We start from the raw sequence: 19,673 nt of genomic DNA, 5'->3' as shown, positions 1-19,673 counted from the left end.
GCCTTCTAATAGGTTAAAGATACCTAAAATGCCAATACCTTTATTCAATTCCATTGCTTCTTGGTTATTAAAAAAGCGTTATCATCAGATAGAACTTTTTTTGAAGTATCCTTCGGATGTGCAAAATGAGGTGCTACGCCAATTGATAGATTTTTCCGAAGGTACTATGTTGGGAAGACAATATGGATTTGAGGATATTAACAAATACGAAGATTTTGCCAATAGAGTGCCCATAGTAAGTTATGAGGAAGTTGCGGGTTTAATAGAACGAACAAGGAAGGGGGAACAAAATTTGTTTTGGCCAACAGCCATAAAATGGTTTGCCAAAAGCAGTGGTACTACCAATGCAAAGAGCAAGTTTATTCCGGTGAGTACCGAAGCATTGGAAGACTGTCATTATAAATCAGGTAAAGATTTATTATGTCTGTACTTGAACAATAATGAAAACTCCCAATTGTTTATGGGGAAAAGCCTTAGGTTGGGAGGCAGCAAAGAACTTTATGAGGATAATGGAACTTTTTTTGGTGACCTTTCTGCTATTTTGATTGATAATATGCCGTTATGGGCAGAATATAGCAGTACACCCAGTAATAAAGTATCGCTCATGAGCGAATGGGAGTCCAAATTAGAAGCTATTATTGAGGAAAGTATTCGTGAAAATGTGACAAGCCTGGTAGGGGTTCCTTCATGGATGCTGGTTTTGCTGAATGATGTAATTGAAAAAACAGGAAAAACCCATCTTTTTGAGATTTGGGAGAACTTGGAGGTGTATTTTCATGGTGGGGTGAGTTTTGCACCTTATAAAGAACAGTATAGAAAACTCTTGCCTAGGAAAAACTTTAATTACTATGAAACGTATAATGCATCCGAAGGTTTTTTTGCTATCCAGGATAGAAATAATTCTCAAGACCTTTTGTTGATGTTGGACTATGGCATTTTTTATGAGTTTATACCTATGAATTCTTCAGGAAAAGAAGAGAGGGCGATTCCTTTATGGGAGGTTGAGTTAGGGGTGAACTATGCTATTGTCATTACTACAAATGGCGGTTTGTGGAGATACAAAATAGGGGACACGGTGAGATTCATGTCCAAAGACCCGTATAGAATTCGTATTACAGGACGCACAAAACATCATATAAATGCTTTTGGTGAGGAATTGATCATTGAGAATGCGGAGGAGGCCTTGAAGCAAATATGCCAAAAGACTAATGCAGAAATCATGGACTACACGGCGGCACCGGTTTTTATGGATGGTCGTGAAAAAGGAACTCACGAATGGATAATAGAATTTAGAAAGCAGCCAACGGACATTGCCTATTTTACTGAATTCTTAGATAATGCCCTTAAATCACTTAACTCTGATTACGAAGCAAAACGGTACAATAACATTACGCTAAGAATGCCTAAAGTACATGTAGCCAGACCAAACTTGTTCCACGATTGGCTAAAATCCAAGAACAAATTAGGTGGACAACATAAGATTCCTAGGTTGTCCAATGAGAGAGGTTATATTGAAGAATTACTTAAAATGAACATGGAATCCTAGAGGTTTAGAATAAAATAGTCCTAATTATAACGTTTTCGTACACACTTTCCATTTACCGAACAAATTTTTCCTTTGGACAAATAAATATGGTTTTTCGTCGTTTATGACTGAAGTTTGATTTAGAAATTTTGAGTTCCCTTTTCTTATAAACACTAATTAAATAGGTTATGGCTGAAAAACTGGTTATTATTTCCGATATGTGGGGCGTAAAGAAGGGACTTTGGATTACTTCTTACTTTGGATACCTGCAACAATACTACGATATCACATTTTATGATAGTCAACAATTGGGTAATATAGATGTTACCGTTTCCACAGAAGAAAATATCCATAAGGCATTTGTTAATGGAGGTATAGATACTGCTGTGGCCCATTTGCTGAAAAAAGAAAAAGAACCTTGTCATTATTTGGCTTTTAGTACCGGAGGCACCATTGCTTGGAAAGCTGCTTTAAAAGGGCTTCCGACAAAGTCGATTACCGCATTATCGCCAACTAGGATTAGGTTGGAAAATAATAAGCCCAATACACCTTTAAACTTAATTTTTGGTGAACGAGATGAGTTTAGACCTGATTCTGAATGGGTAAAACGGGTGGAGCCTAACATGAACGTAATTCCAAGCTTTGGGCATCAATTATATTCAGACGAAAAAATAATTGCCCAAGTTTGTATGGAGCTTTTAGAAAAAGTAACTAAAAAAGCTGTTTAGTTTTAAGAAACGGCTTTTAGTTTCTTAATGGTTTCATAGGAAAGTTTTTCTTCGGCATAAGCCTTGGTCACCTTAAACTCATTTTCATCACTACTTGGCAACATAAACATGGCATCGGTGAACACAGCTTCACAAAGAGAGCGAAGGCCCCTGGCGCCTAATTTGTATTCAACCGCTTTTTCTACAATATAATTCAATGCCTGCTCTGTTATGCTAAAGGTAATTTCATCCATTGCAAAGAGCTTTTCATATTGCTTTATAATTGCATTTTTTGGCTCTGTAAGGATGGCTCTTAATGTTTTAGAATCTAAAGGATTCATATGTGTAAGAACGGGAAGTCTTCCTATAATTTCAGGAATAAGCCCAAACTCCTTTAAATCTTTTGGAATGATGTATTGAAGAATGTTCTCATTGTCCAAATTGTCCTCAGCTTTAGAAGCACTATACCCCACTGCTTGCATATTCAAGCGTTTGGTGATAATACGCTCAATACCATCAAATGCACCACCTGCCACAAAAAGGATATTCTCCGTATTGACTTCTATAAATTTCTGGTCTGGGTGTTTTCGACCTCCTTTTGGCGGAACATTTACAACGGTTCCTTCGAGTAATTTTAAAAGCCCTTGCTGTACACCTTCTCCTGAAACGTCCCTAGTTATGGATGGATTGTCACTTTTACGGGCAATTTTATCTATTTCATCAATAAAAACAATACCTCGTTCTGCTTTTTCAAGATTATAATCAGCAGCTTGCAGTAATCTGGTTAAGATGCTTTCCACATCTTCTCCTACGTACCCAGCTTCGGTAAGCACCGTGGCATCTACAATGGCCAAAGGAACATTAAGCATGCGGGCAATGGTTTTTGCAATTAGGGTCTTTCCTGTTCCTGTTTGCCCTACCATTACTATATTACTCTTTTGTATTTCTACATCTTCTTCTTTCCCTTTTGGCTGTAAAAGTCTTTTGTAATGATTATACACTGCAACGGACATTACTTTTTTTGTACGTTCCTGACCTATAACAAAGGTGTCCAAGAAATCTCTGATTTCCATAGGTTTTTTCAAAACCAATTCTGAGGAAAGATCCTGATTTTTGGATTGTTTGGATTCTTCCGCAACTATACTGTGGGCTTGTTCAATACATCTATCACATATATGGGCATCCAAACCAGCAATCAAAAGATTGGTCTCAGGTTTTTTTCTTCCACAAAATGAACATTCCAAGTTTTCCTTTGCCATATTCTAACTACACATAAAGTTCAACCACTAATAACGCAAAAAAACTTGGTTTGGTTTATTCCAAAACACAGTTTTCCGCTTGTTTGTACGAGATTAGGACTTTTCCCTTACCAAAATCTCATCGATCATACCATATTTTTTAGCCTCTTCTGCCTTCATCCAGTAATCTCGATCACTGTCTTCATAAACCTTGTCAAAGGGTTGCCCTGAGTGGTTTGATATGATTTGATATAATTCGTCTTTTATTTTAAGTACTTCTTTTGCAGCAATTTCGATATCACTTGCCTGACCTTGGGCTCCGGACAATGGTTGGTGGATCATGACACGTGAATGTGTTAATCCACTTCGTTTGCCCTCATGCCCTGCACACAAAAGAACGGCAGCCATAGAGGCAGCTATTCCTGTACAAATAGTGGCAACATCAGGTTTGATGAATTGCATGGTATCGTATATCCCCAATCCGGCATAAACACTACCTCCGGGAGAATTAATATAGATTTGAATGTCTTTTACGGCATCTGCACTTTCCAAAAAGAGCAACTGCGCCTGTACTATATTGGCTACCTGGTCATTGATTCCGGTTCCCAAAAATATAATGCGATCCATCATCAATCTAGAGAAAACGTCCATGGCTATAGCGTTCAATTGCCTTTCCTCAATAATATTGGGAGTCATGTTCGTTGGGTACATACTACTCATAATTTGATCGTAGTACATGCTATTTATTCCATGGTGCTTGGTAGCGTATTTTTTGAATTCTGTTCCGTAATCCATAGGATTTTCTTCGATTTTGCTTAAAAAAAAGGTGCCGAAAACTCAACTTTCCGGCACCGTAAAGATACTTAAATTTCTTTTAGCTCAATCTAGCTATAGGCTTCCTTAACAAAGTTATCATAAGTAACCTCTTTTACTTTGAGGTTAGCGTGTTCTTTGTAGAAAGCCAATAGTTTTTGGCTCATCAATTGCTCAGAGAGTCTTTTCACCTCATCTTGATTGCCCATAACCCGCATGGCTATGTTCTCCAACTCTTCTTCTTGTGGGTCTAAATGACCATATTGGGCCATTTGCGACTTGATGAATCCTTTGGCAAACTCTTTTAATTCATCCATTTGAACCTGTAGGTCGTTTTCTTGGATGATCTTACCTTCAATTAGTTGATAACGTAGTCCTTTTTCAGATTTTTCAAATTCTTCTTTGGCCTCATCATCAGATAGTGGGTTTTCGCCACTTACCTGAATCCATTTTTGTAAAAACTCTGAAGGAAGGTCAAACTTGGTGTCGTCAATAAGTTTTTCCGTGATATCGTTCAATAACTTTTGGTCAGATTGCTGTTCAAACTGCTTTTCAGAATCTTCCGTGATTCGATCGCGTAGTTCTTTTTCGGATTTTATAGCATCCTTGCCAAACAATTTGTCAAATAGTTCTTGGTCAAGTATAGCTGGTTGACGTTCATTGATTTCCTCGATGGCAAAAGAAACTTCGATATTTAACTTTTCAGCTTTTTCTTTGTCAATTCCAAGGGCGCTGGACAAAAAGTAGTCTTCTTTGAAAAGACCTTTGGTTTTTAATTCCAAGGAATCTCCAACTTTTTTTCCAGTAAGTGCATCAATAGCTTTCTTGCTTTTAATTTTATCTAGCTCAATGGTTGTCTTGTGTTCTATTTCTTCAGATTCATTTTTGAATGTACCTGTAAGTTCGTCGGTTTTGCCAACTTCATCTTTGGAAACTAATTTCCCATATTGTTTTTGGATACGCTCTACTTGTTCCTCGATCATCTTTTTATCGGCAACAATTTTGTATTGCGTTACTGCTTTTTTTGTTTTTACCTGAACATCAAAGCTAGGGGCAAGGCCCAATTCAAATTCAAAATCAAGATTTTCATTATCCCAATCAAAATTATCTTGCTGCTTGGGTAAAGGATTGCCCAAAACATCTAACTTTTCTTCAGTAAGGTATTTGTTAAGATTGTCTTGTAGTAATTTGTTCACTTCATCAACCAAAACAGCCTTGCCATATTGTTTTTTGATAAGTCCCATAGGAACTTGACCTTTCCGAAAACCTGGTATATTGGCCTGTTTTCTGTAATCGTTCAAGATTTTTTCAACTTTATCTTGATAATCATCCTTGCTTATGGCAACTTTTACAACTGCATTTAGCTCGTCAATCTGCTCTTTTGTAATATTCATCTCCTACCTTAATTTGCTATTCAAAAAATGGGTGGCAAAAGTAATGTATTTTCTTTTTGGCAGCAACTTTTTAAAACATTGAATGCCAAATAGTATCATTTCGATTTATCCTCTTTTAACATGGAATGTAAAATGGATTGCAAAAATGAAAGTAAAAGGCTAAAAATAAGGGCCCACCAGATACTTGAAACCTGAAATCCTGAGATGAAATGTGCGGCTATGAGTATGATGATGGCGTTAATGATCAATAGGAAGAGCCCAAGTGTAACAATGGTAATGGGTAAGGTCAGAATTATAAGAATGGGTTTTACTAAAAAGTTGAGAATACTCAATACAACAGCTACAATAATTGCAGTGGTCATGGAGTCCACACCAACCCCGGGTAAGGCATAAGAAAGTATGACTACGGCCAAAGCGTTTAATAATAGTCTTATAACGAGTTTCATAGAATAGGTTTTATCGGGTTGAACAAAAAAGGCACCGTTAAAAACGGTGCCATCAATATATAAAAAATTGAGTTAGAATATTGATTATTCGATATAAAGACCAGTATAATTTAATGGGTTTACATCGGGTAAATTAGATCCATATTTTTCATTTATAGCTTTGATGAAAGCATTGGCCAGAATAGCATATCCTCTAGGGGCTGGATGCACTCCATCTAATGAGAAACCGCCTCCAGTTCCAAACGTGGAGGTAACCGTACTTCCATCTGCCATTGGGAAACCTTGCGTTTTTAGCACACCTAACAATGCATTTGCATCAACAAATGCAAGATCAAACTGGGTTGCCAGAGCTTCTATAGTTGCATTGTATGCGGTAAGGGCGTTGTTAATTGCTGTTTGCTCTTCTGGGGTAAGTACCCATTTATCTTCTAAAGGAACAGCCACTCCGTTAATGGAAGTTGGGTCAAGAGGATTTGCCAATGTGCCAATAAATGATCTTGATGTAAGTACCATTAAATCTTCAGCCGTAGCTTGTCTCATATTCACAAGAGCAGAGTTGATGCCAGTTAAATCTGTCAAGTCTTCATCAAGAAGTACCGCGGCGTTGGTATCGCCTGCAGCAAATGAAATAGTTCTTTTGGCTATTTCTAAATCCGCATCTTCTTGTGATATGGCTGACATGCCAACAAGAAAATTTAAGGCTCCGGCCACACCCGCGTTATAAGCAGCATAAGAACCGTTTAATAATGTTGCGGTAGCTTCATCTAACGGAACGGGATTGTGTGGGACAGTTGTAAAGTATGGAATGTCTGTTACGTTTGGTATGTTGGCAATTACACCTTTGGCTCCGCCTGCTGTCATTGCCCCAAGAATACCATTTAAAGACCCTGCAAAAACCGTAGGGTCAGTAATATCATTTCTAGAGTAGCTTGCAGGGTTGGGGTTTCCGGTTCGATCCGTTCCGGAACCTCCATTGGTGGCATATAATAGAATATCGTTGGCACCAATCCAAGAGGAGAAAAAAGTTGCGCCTTGTGCAGCAGCATCCCCAATGACAGTGGCATCTTCCGCTGATGAGATACGAACATAGTATGGGTTTGCAGCTCCCACGGCTAAACCGGCCAAACTACCATATCCTGGAGCCAATAATTCATAGCTTTTGGCGCCTGGAATTCCCATGTTATTGAAGGGGCCAGATAATTTGTTGGTAATCTCCGTTGAACCTTCTCCTGCTTTTGGTGTTGGAGCGGGCCCATCTGCTGTAAAAACTAAAATTAATCTATTTCCAATATCATCTGCACCATCCATATTTGCATCCCTAACACCATTAATGGTTGCACCTCCCAAGTTATCCGCCATAAATGGAATTTCAAAAGCCCCACCACCTGCCAATGCAAAGTTTGTTGCAAGCATATTGGGAAAAGAAGCTTCTTGTCCTGCTCTGAACAGTGCATTGTCTGAAAACCCAGCGGTAAGGGAGTTTCCTACGGCCACATATTTAGTAAAATCTGCTGACCCAGAGGTATACTCAATTGGGTCTGGCATTGGGTCTGGTTCTATTGGGGTATCGTCATCTTGACATGCAATTAGGAATAACCCTAAGAAGGGGAGTAGGGCATAAAACTTTTTCATATCTATAATCCGTTAGAGTTAGTTTATGTTAAATTATGGTAAAACCGATATTACCAAAACTATGTCAAATTTGTTATACAGGCAATAAAATGACCAAAAAAATTATGCATGCATAATAAAAAGGGTGGATTTTTATGAATTTAGGAAGTTGAGAGTTTTTTCTAGAAATTGTTTTGGATTCTCCGCATGCAGCCAATGACCTGCATTATCAATGCTCTCAATTAGGGCATTTGGAAAGTGTTTGTGTATTTCTGAATAATCATTTGGCATGATGTACTCGGAACGATCACCGCGAAGAAATAGGGTGGGGCCATCAAAGGTAGCGGTTGCGTCAATGTTTTCTCCAATTTCGTCCATTTTATCTTTAAGAATGTTAAAATTGAATCGCAGCCCTAGTTTTCCGGGCGATACCCAATGAAGGTTTTTCAATAAAAATTGTCGTATTCCAAAATCAGGAAGATATACTGATAAAGCTTCATCGGCTTCTTTTCTGCTGGAAATAGTGTCAAAATCCAATTTTTTCAATGCATCAATAATGGGCTGATGGTGTGGGGGATAATATTTTGGCGATATGTCGGCCACGATTAATTTTTGTACTCGATTGGGATTGGTGGTGGCCAATTGCATTGCAGTTTTGCCTCCCATGGAGTGTCCGATCAAATGTGCGCCATCAATCTGATAATGGTTTATATAATGAAGAACATCCGAACTTAAATATTCATAATCAAAATCATCCGAATGAAAGCTCTTGCCATGATTGCGTTGATCTATGAGGTGGACTTGAAAATCATTTTTAGAGTATTGTGAGCCTAGTGTTTTCCAATTATCCGACATGCCTAAAAAGCCATGTAAAATCAATAGAGGCTTTCCTTCTCCTATAATTTTTGAATGAAGTAGTTCCATTATTTCAATCTATGCAAGTACATGTTAACTACATTTTCAAGTCCAAGATAAATGGATTCACAGATAAGGGCATGTCCAATGGAAACTTCCAAGAGATTTGGAATATGCGACTTGAAAAACTGAATATTATCCAAATTAAGGTCATGGCCAGCATTGATACCTAATCCCAGTTCATTTGCCATAACAGCAGCGTCCATAAATGGCTGTATGCTTTCCTTTTCCTTTCCTTTGGAAAATTCTTGGGCAAAGCTCTCCGTATACAATTCTATTCTGTCTGTACCTGTTTCTGCTGCTCCTTTTACCATTTCAACATCAGGGTCAACAAAAATAGAAGTGCGAATTCCATTTTCCTTGAAGGTTTTGATGACATCAGCTAAAAAATCTTTGTGTTTTATAGTGTCCCATCCGGCATTGGAAGTGACGGCATCTTCCGCATCTGGTACTAAGGTTACTTGAGTGGGTTTAATGGCAAGAACCATATCCACAAATTTAGGAATGGGATTTCCTTCAATATTATACTCGGTAGTAACCACTTCTTTTAAGTCATAAGCATCTTGATAACGAATATGTCGCTCATCCGGCCTTGGGTGAATAGTTATTCCCTGAGCTCCAAAGGACTCAATATCATTAGCTGATTTTATCAAGTTTGGCATATTTCCACCTCTGGAATTTCTAAGCGTTGCCAATTTGTTAATGTTGACACTCAATTTTGTCATGACTTCCTTTTTTGAAAGGCAAAAATAAGAATTAGGCACGCCTTTTGCGATTAAAAATTAGTATTTTGCGCTTAATAAAATTGTTATGCAAATCCAGAATCAAATTATATCTACAGTTCCAGTTTTTGAGGTTTCGGAAACATTGGAGGAGGTGATTCATTTTTTTGAGGAAACCACTTTTTCCCATGTAGCGGTAACAGAAGATGGAGGTTATATTGGTGTACTTTCTGAGAATGATCTGGCTTGTTTTGAGCCCAAAAAAAAGATTGAGGATTTTAGATTTGAATTGGAAACTTTTTTTGTGACCAAAGAAACGGCTTGGTTGGATGTTTTGGAAATGTTTTCTAGAAACGAGGCCAATGTACTTCCTGTATTGGATGAAAATCGGATTATTGTTGGATATTATGATTTGGAGGATGTTGTTTCCACTTTCATTGATACGCCATTCTTTAAAGAGCCAGGAGGTATTCTAGTAATTTCCATTGGAATAAAGGATTACTCTTTTAGCGAAATAGCTCAAATTGTGGAAGGTAACAATGCTCGTTTATTGGGAGCTTTTATTACAGATTCGCAGAATGATATGGTTGAAATAACGCTAAAAGTGGGGTCCGAAAATCTTAATGAAGTGGCCCAAACTTTTAGAAGATACAATTACAACATTGTTTTTGGTAATAGTGATGACCAGTTTCTGGAGGATTTAAAACAGCGGTCGGATTACTTGGAGAAATACCTTAACGTCTAGGATGAAAGTAGCAATTTACGGTCAAGCTTTTAATAGCACGGACAAAGAATACCTAATTGGACTTTTGGATGAACTTCAGAAGAATAACACTTCTTTTTATATAGAGGAGGGATTTAATGAACTTGTTGCAGATTATATTTCGGGTTACAATCATGGTACATTCTCCCAATCTTCTGGTTTAAACACTTCTTTTGATATGTTCGTGAGTTTTGGTGGTGACGGTACCATGCTCAGGGCTGTGACCTATGTCAAAGACTTGGGGATTCCTATAGTTGGCGTAAATACTGGTAGGCTCGGATTTTTATCCACATTTAAAAAAGAAGATGTGCGTAAAATTGTGACAGAATTTATTGCGGGTCATTATAGTATAGAAGAAAGAAGCCTAGTAGAAGTTTCACTGAACAGCGATTTGGACGAATTTGGAAGTTTAAATTTTGCGCTGAATGAAATTACGGTCAGCCGAAAGGATACTACTTCCATGATCAACGTTGAAACCTATTTAAACGATGAATATTTAACTTCTTATTGGGCAGATGGACTGATTGTTTCCACACCAACAGGCTCTACGGGATATTCTCTAAGTTGTGGTGGTCCGGTGATAGAACCCTCAGCTAAATCCTTGGTTTTGACTCCAATTGCTCCACATAACCTGAATGCACGCCCCTTGGTCATTTCTGATGACACTAAAATAAGGTTGACAGCATCCGGAAGAGAGGAAAACCATTTAGTGGCTTTAGATTCAAGGATTGCCAGTATCCCCAATGGAAAAGAAATTAGAATTCAAAAATCAAACTTTACCGTTAAGATGATAGTCTACAATTCAGAAAGTTTCTTGAAAACACTACGTAATAAACTTCTTTGGGGACAAGATAAACGCAATTAACCTATCAAAAACAATAAAAGAAGCTAAAAACTGTTTAACAAAGGAGAACGTTTTAACAGCAGATTGTATTGACCTTCCTTTACCTCTAACATGTATAATTTTTGGATAGTATGCGAATAGTTTTGGCTATTTTTTTGTGCTGTATGCTTAAGGTCAATGCCCAGACCTACGAAATTGGACTTTTTGCCGGTGGAGCCAATAATATTGGTGATGTGGGTAGGACAAATTTTATATTGCCCTCTGGCCCTGCATTTGGAGGTGTTTTTAAATGGAACAAGAGCAAAAGGTACGCATGGAGGGCAAGTGTTTTATACGGAACTTTTACCGCAGATGACTCAAAATCCAGTATGTCTTCTAGAAAACAAAGGGGATATGCAATTGATAATTCCGTTCTGGAAGCCTCTGTAGGCATTGAATTTAACTTTGTTGAATATAATCTTCACAAGCTTGGACCCGCCTTCACTCCCTATCTTTATACGGGTTTTACCTACTTTAGGTATGATTTTAATTATTTTGATGCCCTTCAAGTGCAAGATATTAACCAAAAAGAAGGTAGTTTTGCAATTCCAATGACGGTTGGGGCAAAGTATCGTCTAAATCAATTTTTGATTCTAGGTGCTGAGATTGGAGCTAGGTATACATTTACCGATAATCTGGATGGAAGTAATCCAGCTGGTTCTAACTTTGAGCAATTTAGGTTTGGAAATATTTTAAGCGATGACTGGTACGTCTTTTCTGGTATTACCTTAACGTATACCTTTGGGCGTAAACCCTGCCAGGATTGTTTTGAATAAAAATGCACACATTAGAGGACGTAAACAAGGATAAACTTCCAAAGCATGTAGCTGTTATCATGGATGGTAACGGTAGATGGGCAAAACAACGGGGTAGACTTAGGATTTTTGGCCATGAAAATGGTGTGGAGGCCGTAAGGAAAACGGTTGAAAATTGCGCAAAGATGCAAATAGAGTATCTCACACTCTATGCTTTTTCCACTGAAAATTGGAATCGACCAAAAATAGAAGTGGAAACATTGATGAAACTTTTGGTGTCCTCTCTTCGCAAAGAACTAAAAACACTCAACAAGAACAATATAAGGCTAAGTACCATTGGAAACATAGATTCCCTGCCTTCAAAAGCACAAAAAGAATTGGCTGAGGTCATTTCGAAAACAGCTGAAAACACGGGAATGACACTTACCTTGGCGCTAAGTTATGGTTCTAGGGAAGAAATAAAAACAGCAGTAAAGGAGATAAGTCTCAAAGTTAAAAATAATATAATTTCACCTGAAAATATTGACGAAGCCGTTATTAATACTCATCTTTACACGCATTTTTTGCCAGATGTGGACTTGCTTATTCGAACCAGTGGGGAACAGAGGATAAGCAATTTTTTGCTTTGGCAGATTGCATACGCCGAATTATATTTTATTGATGTATTTTGGCCTGATTTTAGTGAGCATCATTTGGTGGAAGCAATATTAAGTTACCAAAATAGAGAACGACGATTTGGAAAAACTAGCGAACAACTCAATTAAGGATCTAAAAAAATCCATTCAACTATACCTAACACTACTCCTTCTACTACTTACCTCCGGTCAAAGCTTAGCTCAGGACACTTCTTTTGAGGATGGAAAGGACTATATTTTAGGTGGGTTAACAGTAACAGGTCTTCAAAGTTATAATGAACAAACCGTAAAAACCTTTACAGGGCTGCGTGTAGGGCAACCTATCACCGTTCCTGGAGATGAAATAAGTGCGGTAATAAAAAAATTATGGGGATTAGAGCTTTTTAGCAATGTTGAGATATTCTATACCAATATAGAAGGGAACAAAATATTTTTGGAACTTAATATTTTGGAACGCCCAACACTTTCCAATGTAACTGTTTTTGGGGTAAAGAAAAGAAAGGTGGAGGATATACTTGATGATACAGACCTTAAAAAAGGAAAGAAAATAACAGAAAGCCTTATAGCAAATACTAAAAATTACCTTCAGAACAAGTATAAAAAGCAAGGTTATCTTAATGCCAAGGTCAGTATTGCGACCGCAGCCGATACTACTGGGACTAATACGCAGAGTATGGTTATCAATGTCAAAAAAGGTGACAAGGTCAAGATTCGGAACATTGTGTTTGATGGTAATGAACAGTTATCAGATAAAAGACTTCAAAAATCATTAAAGAAGACTAAGAAGAAGAAGTTTTATCGCTTTTGGAAAAAATCAAAATATATTGAAGAAAACTATAAGGAGGACCTTTCCAATCTGGTAGATACCTATGCAGAAAGAGGGTATAGGGATGCCCGTGTACTGTCTGATACCTTTGTTAAAGTTGATGAGAGCAGTATCGACTTAAAGATTAAAGTAGAAGAAGGTAACAAGTACTACTTTGGCGATATAAATTTTGTGGGTAACTCCGTATATACAGATAGGCAGTTGAGTCAAGTCCTTGGACTTAGAAAAGGGCAAACTTACAATGGTGTATTGCTTAAAAAACGAATAGCCGATGATTCTAAGCCAGATGGAGAAGATTTAACTAATCTTTATCAGAACAATGGATACTTGTTTTCAAGTATTAACCCTGTAGAAGTATCGGCAGTTAATGATACGATCAACTTTGAGATACGTATTATTGAAGGTAAAGAAACCTTTTTGGATCACGTTACGGTAACAGGTAACGATAAAACCAATGACCATGTAATCTTTAGGGAATTACGGACAAGACCAGGTCAAAAGTATAGTAAAGACAATATTGTTAGAAGTATTCGGGAATTGGGGCAGTTAGGATTTTTTGATGCGGAGCAAATTGTTCCGGATATTCAAAACCCAGACCCTAATGCAGGTACAGTAGACATACAATATAGCCTGGTTGAAGCAGGTTCCAGCCAAATAGAACTACAAGGTGGTTTTGGAGGTGGAGGCTTTATAGGTACCCTTGGGCTATCCTTTAGCAATTTCTCCTTAAAAAATATTTTTAATGGAGAGGCGTATAAACCGGTACCTATGGGAGATGGGCAGACCTTTGCACTTCGTTTACAGGCCAGTAGAACCTTCCGTGTATATAGTTTAAACTTTGCAGAGCCGTGGTTGGGAGGTAAAAAACCCGTGCGTTTTAACCTTTCACTTTCTAGAACGCAACAGTTCGCAACCAGCTTTAGTAATAGAGGGAGAATAGATGTCAACAAGGATCGTGGATTCTCAATAACAGGAGTTTCTGCAGGTCTGGCCAAACGTGTACAATGGCCAGATGATTTCTTCACTATTTCCCACTCATTGAGTTATCAATTATACGACTTCAATGACTTTAATAACGGGCTTTTTAATTTTGGAAATGGAAGTTCCAATTCCTTAAGCTACACTTTCGGTATATCAAGAAGTTCGCAAGGACCAAGTAGAATTTTCCCAATGACGGGTTCAAATTTTGAACTTACCGGAAAGTTTACACCACCCTATTCTCTTTTTGGAAATAAGGATTTTAAAGAAGTTCGCAATCAAATTAATGAAAAAACAGAACGGTTAATAGAAATTGGAGGCCCCAACACTGGAACGGTTGAAGAACAAGCAGAGTTTGTACGCTTGAGCGATGAGGTAGAAAAGCTGGAAGAGGAGCGCTTTAAGCTATTGGAATTTTACAAGATAAAGTTTAAAGGAGATTGGTATACCAGGTTGGTTGATAAACTTGTATTGCGTACCAACGCTGAATTCGGATTTTTGGGAAGCTATAACAATGACATTGGAGCTGTGCCTTTTGAGCGATTCTTTGTGGGAGGTGACGGTCTTGGAAACTTTACTTTAGATGGTAGGGATGTAGTTCAGCTTAGGGGATACGAGAACAGTTCATTGACCCCTTTCAGCAGAAATGCGATAACCGGGCAGCAAGAAAGAGATGGAGGGACCATCTACAATAAATTCTCTTTAGAGCTAAGATATCCGCTTACATTAAAACCATCAGCTTCCATTTATGCACTTTCCTTTTTGGAAGCAGGAAACGCCTTTAACAATTTTAATGAGTATAATCCGTTTGAATTAAAAAGATCTGCCGGAGTGGGGCTACGTATTTTTATGCCGGCATTTGGTCTCTTGGGTATTGACTTTGGTTATGGATTTGATTCTGATGCAAATCCATCCTCTGTGGGTCCAAGCGGCTGGCAAACGCACTTCATCATCGGGCAGCAGTTTTAACCAATAGAAAATAGTGTCTTTTTAATTTCTAAGTGATTCATTATAAATTAATTAACTATTTTGGCACGATATTTTCTATGTAAAAAGCGGAATCAAAAATGAATACCAAAGTTCTTTTGTCATTAGTTGTTTTGATGTTTTCCTTTTATGGATTCTCACAAAGAGGCGTGCGCATAGGATACGTTGACATGGAGTATATCCTTGAAAATGTAGAGGAATACAGAGATGCAACCGAGCAGTTAAACGTCAAAGCACTAAAATGGAAACAAGAAATTGAGCTTAAACAAAGTGTTGTTGAGCAAATGAAGAAAGATTTAATGGCAGAGAAAGTATTGTTAACAGATGAATTGATCGCAGAACGGGAAGAGGAAATTGAAATATTGGAAAGGGAAATGTTGGATTACCAGCAAGACCGTTTTGGTCCTCAAGGAGATTTGGTGCTGCAAAAACAACTGTTGATTCAACCTATACAAGACCAAGTTTTTAACGAGGTACAGAAAATAGGAGGAAATAAAAGATACGATTTTATTTTTGATAAATCCGCAGATGTTGTAATGTTGTATTCCGAAAAAAGACATGACATAAGTGACTTGGTTCTAAGGGAGATAGCTCGGACCAGAAAGGTGAGTAAATCGAACAAAAAAGAAAAACAGAAGAGTCGTTTAGATAAGTTTAAAGAGGAAGAAGCCCAAAGTGAAGAGGAAATTAGCGACGCGCTAAGAGAACGCAAAGAAAAAGCGGCAGCGGCAAGCGATGCAAAAACAAAGGCTGTTGAAGATAGAAGGGCAGAGCAGTTAAGGCTTCGAGAAGAGCGAAAGAAAGCTTACGAAGCAAGAAGAAAGAAATTATTGGAAGAGCGCGAAGCCAAGCGGAAAGCCAAATTGGATGATCGAAAAAAAGCGCAAGAACAGGAAAAGGATTCAATACAACAATAAATATTGAAACACTAAAATTAACATTCAAAATAGTAACTTAGAATCATGAAAAATGTAAAGAAAATTGCTGTAGCACTAGTTTTATTTGTTGCCGCTACAAGTTTTGTAAATGCGCAGAGCAAGGTTGCCCACATTAATGTACAGCAATTGTTGTCTGAAATGCCGGAGATGAAAGCTGCCCAAGCAGAACTTAAAAAATTACAAGAAACTTATAGAGCGGATATAGAAAGTTCTATGACCGAACTTAAAAATAAATACACGCAATACTCTAATGAAGCTACCTCTAAATCAAAAGAGGAAAACGAAAAGAGAGCTGTTGAGCTTCAGGGATTTGAAAAGAACATTCAAGAAGCTGAACAAGCTGCAGTTCAGGAAATGCAAAAAAAGCAACAAGAATTGTTTGCACCTATCTCTGACAAAGCAAAAGCTGCCATTGAAAAAGTTGCTGCTGCTCAGGGCTTTGAATATGTAATGGATGCAAGCCCAGGTCTTAGCTTGATAGTTGCAAATGGAAAGGATTTACTTCCTGCAGTAAAGCAAGAACTAGGTTTCTAAACCTAACACTATAAAATATTGAAAACCACTTTTCTTGATTGAAAAGTGGTTTTTTTATGCTGTTTTGTGAATAGTATCTATTTTTGAGCATGTCCAAACCCATTGGAATTTTTGATTCGGGAGTAGGAGGAACATCCATTTGGAGAGAAATCCGTAGACAACTTCCCTTTGAAGGTTCGGTGTATCTTGCTGACAGTAAGAATGCCCCCTATGGAATAAAATCCAAAGAAGATATTCTGCAATTAAGCATCAAGAACACCGAATTGTTATTAAACAAGGATTGCAAGCTAATTGTAGTGGCCTGTAATACAGCAACTACTAATGCCATTGATTATCTTAGAGCAAATTATAATGTGCCCTTCATTGGTATTGAACCAGCAATAAAACCCGCCGCCCTTCGTACCAAAAGTAAAAAAGTGGGTGTTTTGGCTACAAAAGGAACACTTTCAAGTAGATTGTTCCATAATACCTCAAGAATGTTTGCGGAGGGAATAGAAGTGATTGAGCAAGAAGGTACCGGATTGGTGGAATTGATTGAGGCAGGCAAACTAGCTGCTGAGGAAACAAAAACACTCTTGGTCAAATATATTGACCCCATGTTGCAACAAGGAATAGACTGCCTTGTATTGGGATGCACTCATTACCCTTACTTATTGCCCATGCTCAAAGAATTGCTTCCCCAAAATATCACTATAATTGATTCGGGAGAGGCAGTTGCCAGGCAAACAAAAGCAGTTTTGGCCAAAAATAATTTACTGGAATCAGCAGATAACCATTCAGAGTATGTCTTCTATTCCAATTCAAATGTGGATGTACTTAAAGGACTGGTGGGTAGTCCCGACAGTGAAGTAGAATATCTGGATTTTTAAAAGTTATTTCCTTTGATAAGTGAGATAAGTGAAATCATATTGATGCTTATCATCCTTTGGATGATATTCCTCACTGACAATCTCCCATGCAGTAGTATCGATCTTTGGAAAAAAAGTATCCGCTTCAAAAGAATCATGGATTCGGGTCAATTCAATATCTGTTGCAAAATCCATAGCTTGCTTATAAATCTCGCCACCACCAATAATAAAAGCACACTCATCATTTGAAATAAGAGCTATAGCATCTTCTAAAGAATGTACAACTGTACAGGGAAATTTTGGTGCATAATTTTGGTCCCGGGTGACCACAATATGCTCCCGGTTAGGCAAGGCCTTTGGAAAGCTTTCCAAAGTCTTCCGCCCCATAATGATCTTATGGCCAGAGGTCAAGACTTTAAAACGCTTAAAATCATCCGGCAAGTGCCAAGGTAGGTCGTTGTTTATGCCAAGTGCATTGTTTTCGGCTGCAGCCGCTATAATGATGAGTTGCCTCACTGATCTTTTTTTTTATTGATGTTGGAAAGTGGAAAATCCGTTTCTATTTCTTTTTGAATTTCAGCAATACGGGCTTTTTGAAGTGCAACTAACTTTTCACGCTGTTGTCGCTCCCATTCCTTGCCCATAAACCTACTTGTCACAAAAACATTAAAAGCATGTAAAACAAACAAAAATGCCCATAAAAGAATGGCCCAAATAAACCAATCGTACGCTTCACCATATTTCAAGATCTTATTGATAAGGATCAAAAACACGCTCCCAATAAGAAAAATAACGAAGTGCGAAAACAACCTTTTCTTTTGTCGTACGCGCTTTTGGGCATTTTCCAATAGCTCATGCTGTGCTATATCAACCTGGGTTTCCTGTTTCTTTTTTGATAACATTGAATGGCTATCTTTATCAACAAATATAATTGAATTGCACCCAAAATATAACGAATGCAAAACTTAAGAAAGAAATTCCCTGTATTGAATCAATGTATCTATGCCAATACAGCTGCTACAGGTTTATTGTCTGAAGATTTGATGGAATGGAGGCAAGAACATGATCTGGACTATTTGATAGGCGGGAGTGCAATGAAACAAAAAAGTTTTGAGCGCATGGGAGATGTTAGAAGTTCGGTAGCAAACTTTTTTAGCTGCAATCCTCAAAATATTGCTTTAGTACCCAATTTTACTTTAGGACTTAATATGCTATTAGAAGGATTGTCCAAAAAGATGAATGTCTTACTTCTGGAGAACGATTATCCCTCTTTGAACTGGCCTTTTGAAACTCGAGATTTCCAAAGAGAATATATAGGGATTGATGAGTGTTTGGAAGAAACTATTCATGCCAAGGTAAAAACAGGAAAAATAGATGTTTTGGCTTTGAGTTTGGTACAATGGGTGAATGGAATAAAAATAGACCTGGATTTTATTAAAAAACTAAAAAACGAATTTCCAAACCTTTTGATCATTGCAGATGGCACTCAATTTTGTGGTACGCAAAAGTTCAATTTTCAAGACTCGGGAATAGATGTTTTGGGTGCAAGTGCATACAAATGGCTTTTGGCGGGTTATGGCAATGGTTTTTTACTGGTAAAAGATGAGGTTATGGAAAGGTTTGACCTTAAGTTTATTGGGAATGGTTCTGTGGATCGCGACATTTCGAAAAAAGAGGATATACCGTTTTGTAAATACTTGGAACCTGGGCATTTGGATTCTCTCAACTTTGGTAGTCTTCAATTCTCCTTGAATTTTCTGGACACCATTGGGTTGAATCATATAACGGCCCAACTCGAAAAATTATCGATAAAGGCCAAAGAAGAATTTGGTTCGTTGGGGCTATTGGAAGAAAAAATAATGAGAAGACCCGACCACAGCACCATTTTCAATATTAAAGGTGATGAACAATTATTTAACAAGCTTGCACAAGAAAATGTGGTTGGTGTGCTCCGAGGAAACGGAATTCGACTAAGCTTTCACTTCTACAACACAGAAAATGAGATTGATATCATTACGGATATACTCAAGTCCTAAGGGATAAAAATTGTATTTATTGAAAAATCGGCTACTACTTTTGTAAAAGTAATCCTATTGTTAGCAGCATTTTATTAATTTGATAAATCGACTTTAACTTATTGTGAATAAGCTGTTTT

General features: G+C 37.7%; 20 protein-coding genes. 11 read left to right on the top strand and 9 right to left on the bottom strand.

The genetic code is table 11. The features are described from left to right. Positions 1-28: 28 nt before the first annotated feature. Together CRO15_RS13685 and CRO15_RS13680 are read left to right on the top strand one after the other, a co-directional pair. Positions 29-1,546 carry a GH3 auxin-responsive promoter family protein gene (locus CRO15_RS13685; RefSeq protein WP_097046635.1) on the top strand — a complete coding sequence of 506 codons (1,518 nt, stop codon included), beginning with the start codon at positions 29-31 and terminating at the stop codon, positions 1,544-1,546. A gap of 167 nt (positions 1,547-1,713) precedes the next feature. Beyond that, positions 1,714-2,253 carry a hypothetical protein gene (locus CRO15_RS13680; RefSeq protein ID WP_097046410.1) on the top strand — a complete coding sequence of 180 codons (540 nt, stop codon included), beginning with the start codon at positions 1,714-1,716 and terminating at the stop codon, positions 2,251-2,253. A 2-nt stretch (positions 2,254-2,255) separates the two neighbouring features. Here the strand turns inward: CRO15_RS13680 and clpX are convergent, their stop codons facing one another. The 7 genes from clpX to CRO15_RS13645 all read right to left on the bottom strand — a co-directional run bounded on the left by clpX (position 2,256) and on the right by CRO15_RS13645 (position 9,374). Further along, positions 2,256-3,491 carry an ATP-dependent Clp protease ATP-binding subunit ClpX gene (gene clpX / locus CRO15_RS13675; protein ID WP_097046409.1) on the bottom strand — a complete coding sequence of 412 codons (1,236 nt, stop codon included), beginning with the start codon at positions 3,489-3,491 and terminating at the stop codon, positions 2,256-2,258. Positions 3,492-3,584: 93 nt separating this feature from the next. After that, complete coding sequence (gene clpP, locus CRO15_RS13670) at positions 3,585-4,265, bottom strand: ATP-dependent Clp endopeptidase proteolytic subunit ClpP (protein ID WP_097046408.1); 681 nt, start codon at positions 4,263-4,265, stop codon at positions 3,585-3,587. Between the two features lie 89 nt (positions 4,266-4,354). Beyond that, positions 4,355-5,677 (bottom strand): trigger factor, encoded by a 1,323-nt coding sequence (tig, locus tag CRO15_RS13665; protein ID WP_097046407.1) that lies wholly within the window; start codon positions 5,675-5,677, stop codon positions 4,355-4,357. A gap of 95 nt (positions 5,678-5,772) precedes the next feature. Then, positions 5,773-6,123: a phage holin family protein gene (locus tag CRO15_RS13660; protein WP_097046406.1), complete on the bottom strand. Its 351-nt coding sequence runs from the start codon at positions 6,121-6,123 to the stop codon at positions 5,773-5,775. A gap of 84 nt (positions 6,124-6,207) precedes the next feature. Then, complete coding sequence (locus tag CRO15_RS13655) at positions 6,208-7,755, bottom strand: SGNH/GDSL hydrolase family protein (RefSeq protein ID WP_097046405.1); 1,548 nt, start codon at positions 7,753-7,755, stop codon at positions 6,208-6,210. A gap of 132 nt (positions 7,756-7,887) precedes the next feature. After that, on the bottom strand, positions 7,888-8,658 hold the full coding sequence (locus tag CRO15_RS13650; protein WP_097046404.1) for an alpha/beta fold hydrolase: 771 nt from the start codon (positions 8,656-8,658) through the stop codon (positions 7,888-7,890). Then, complete coding sequence (locus CRO15_RS13645; protein WP_097046403.1) at positions 8,658-9,374, bottom strand: pyridoxine 5'-phosphate synthase; 717 nt, start codon at positions 9,372-9,374, stop codon at positions 8,658-8,660. The genes CRO15_RS13650 and CRO15_RS13645 overlap by 1 nt, the downstream gene beginning before the upstream one ends. An 85-nt stretch (positions 9,375-9,459) precedes the next feature. On the opposite strand from CRO15_RS13645, the gene CRO15_RS13640 reads away from it, so the two are divergent. The 8 genes from CRO15_RS13640 to murI all read left to right on the top strand — a co-directional run bounded on the left by CRO15_RS13640 (position 9,460) and on the right by murI (position 17,539). Beyond that, positions 9,460-10,116, top strand: a complete 657-nt coding sequence (locus CRO15_RS13640; protein ID WP_097046402.1) for a CBS domain-containing protein — start codon at positions 9,460-9,462, stop codon at positions 10,114-10,116. Between the two features lies 1 nt (position 10,117). Continuing rightward, the gene (locus tag CRO15_RS13635) at positions 10,118-10,999 is read left to right on the top strand and encodes an NAD kinase (protein WP_097046401.1); all 882 of its coding nucleotides are present in this window, start codon (positions 10,118-10,120) and stop codon (positions 10,997-10,999) included. Positions 11,000-11,109: 110 nt separating this feature from the next. Beyond that, entirely contained in the window at positions 11,110-11,793 is a 684-nt protein-coding gene (porG, locus tag CRO15_RS13630) for a type IX secretion system protein PorG (RefSeq protein ID WP_097046400.1), read from the top strand. A gap of 2 nt (positions 11,794-11,795) precedes the next feature. Further along, on the top strand, positions 11,796-12,536 hold the full coding sequence (locus CRO15_RS13625; RefSeq protein ID WP_097046399.1) for an isoprenyl transferase: 741 nt from the start codon (positions 11,796-11,798) through the stop codon (positions 12,534-12,536). Continuing rightward, positions 12,508-15,180 (top strand): BamA/OMP85 family outer membrane protein, encoded by a 2,673-nt coding sequence (locus CRO15_RS13620; protein ID WP_097046398.1) that lies wholly within the window; start codon positions 12,508-12,510, stop codon positions 15,178-15,180. The genes CRO15_RS13625 and CRO15_RS13620 overlap by 29 nt, the downstream gene beginning before the upstream one ends. Positions 15,181-15,278: 98 nt before the next feature. Then, positions 15,279-16,115: an OmpH/Skp family outer membrane protein gene (locus tag CRO15_RS13615; protein WP_097046397.1), complete on the top strand. Its 837-nt coding sequence runs from the start codon at positions 15,279-15,281 to the stop codon at positions 16,113-16,115. 45 nt (positions 16,116-16,160) lie between these two features. After that, a complete protein-coding gene (locus CRO15_RS13610; protein WP_097046396.1) occupies positions 16,161-16,670 on the top strand; it encodes an OmpH/Skp family outer membrane protein in 510 nt (169 codons plus the stop codon). An 89-nt stretch (positions 16,671-16,759) separates the two neighbouring features. After that, positions 16,760-17,539 (top strand): glutamate racemase, encoded by a 780-nt coding sequence (gene murI / locus CRO15_RS13605; RefSeq protein ID WP_097046395.1) that lies wholly within the window; start codon positions 16,760-16,762, stop codon positions 17,537-17,539. Positions 17,540-17,542: 3 nt separating this feature from the next. Here the strand turns inward: murI and CRO15_RS13600 are convergent, their stop codons facing one another. Both CRO15_RS13600 and CRO15_RS13595 read right to left on the bottom strand, forming a co-directional pair. Next, positions 17,543-18,034 carry a dihydrofolate reductase gene (locus CRO15_RS13600; RefSeq protein ID WP_097046394.1) on the bottom strand — a complete coding sequence of 164 codons (492 nt, stop codon included), beginning with the start codon at positions 18,032-18,034 and terminating at the stop codon, positions 17,543-17,545. Then, positions 18,031-18,420, bottom strand: a complete 390-nt coding sequence (locus tag CRO15_RS13595) for a 2TM domain-containing protein (protein WP_097046393.1) — start codon at positions 18,418-18,420, stop codon at positions 18,031-18,033. The genes CRO15_RS13600 and CRO15_RS13595 overlap by 4 nt, the downstream gene beginning before the upstream one ends. A gap of 54 nt (positions 18,421-18,474) precedes the next feature. Here CRO15_RS13595 and CRO15_RS13590 point away from each other — a divergent pair, with 54 nt between their 5' ends. Then, a complete protein-coding gene (locus CRO15_RS13590; protein ID WP_097046392.1) occupies positions 18,475-19,554 on the top strand; it encodes an aminotransferase class V-fold PLP-dependent enzyme in 1,080 nt (359 codons plus the stop codon). Positions 19,555-19,673: the final 119 nt, after the last annotated feature.

The sequence above is a fragment of the Flagellimonas pacifica genome, from assembly GCF_900215465.1.
Classification (GTDB): domain Bacteria; phylum Bacteroidota; class Bacteroidia; order Flavobacteriales; family Flavobacteriaceae; genus Flagellimonas; species Flagellimonas pacifica.
This window is presented reverse-complemented; position numbering and strand designations above follow the sequence as displayed.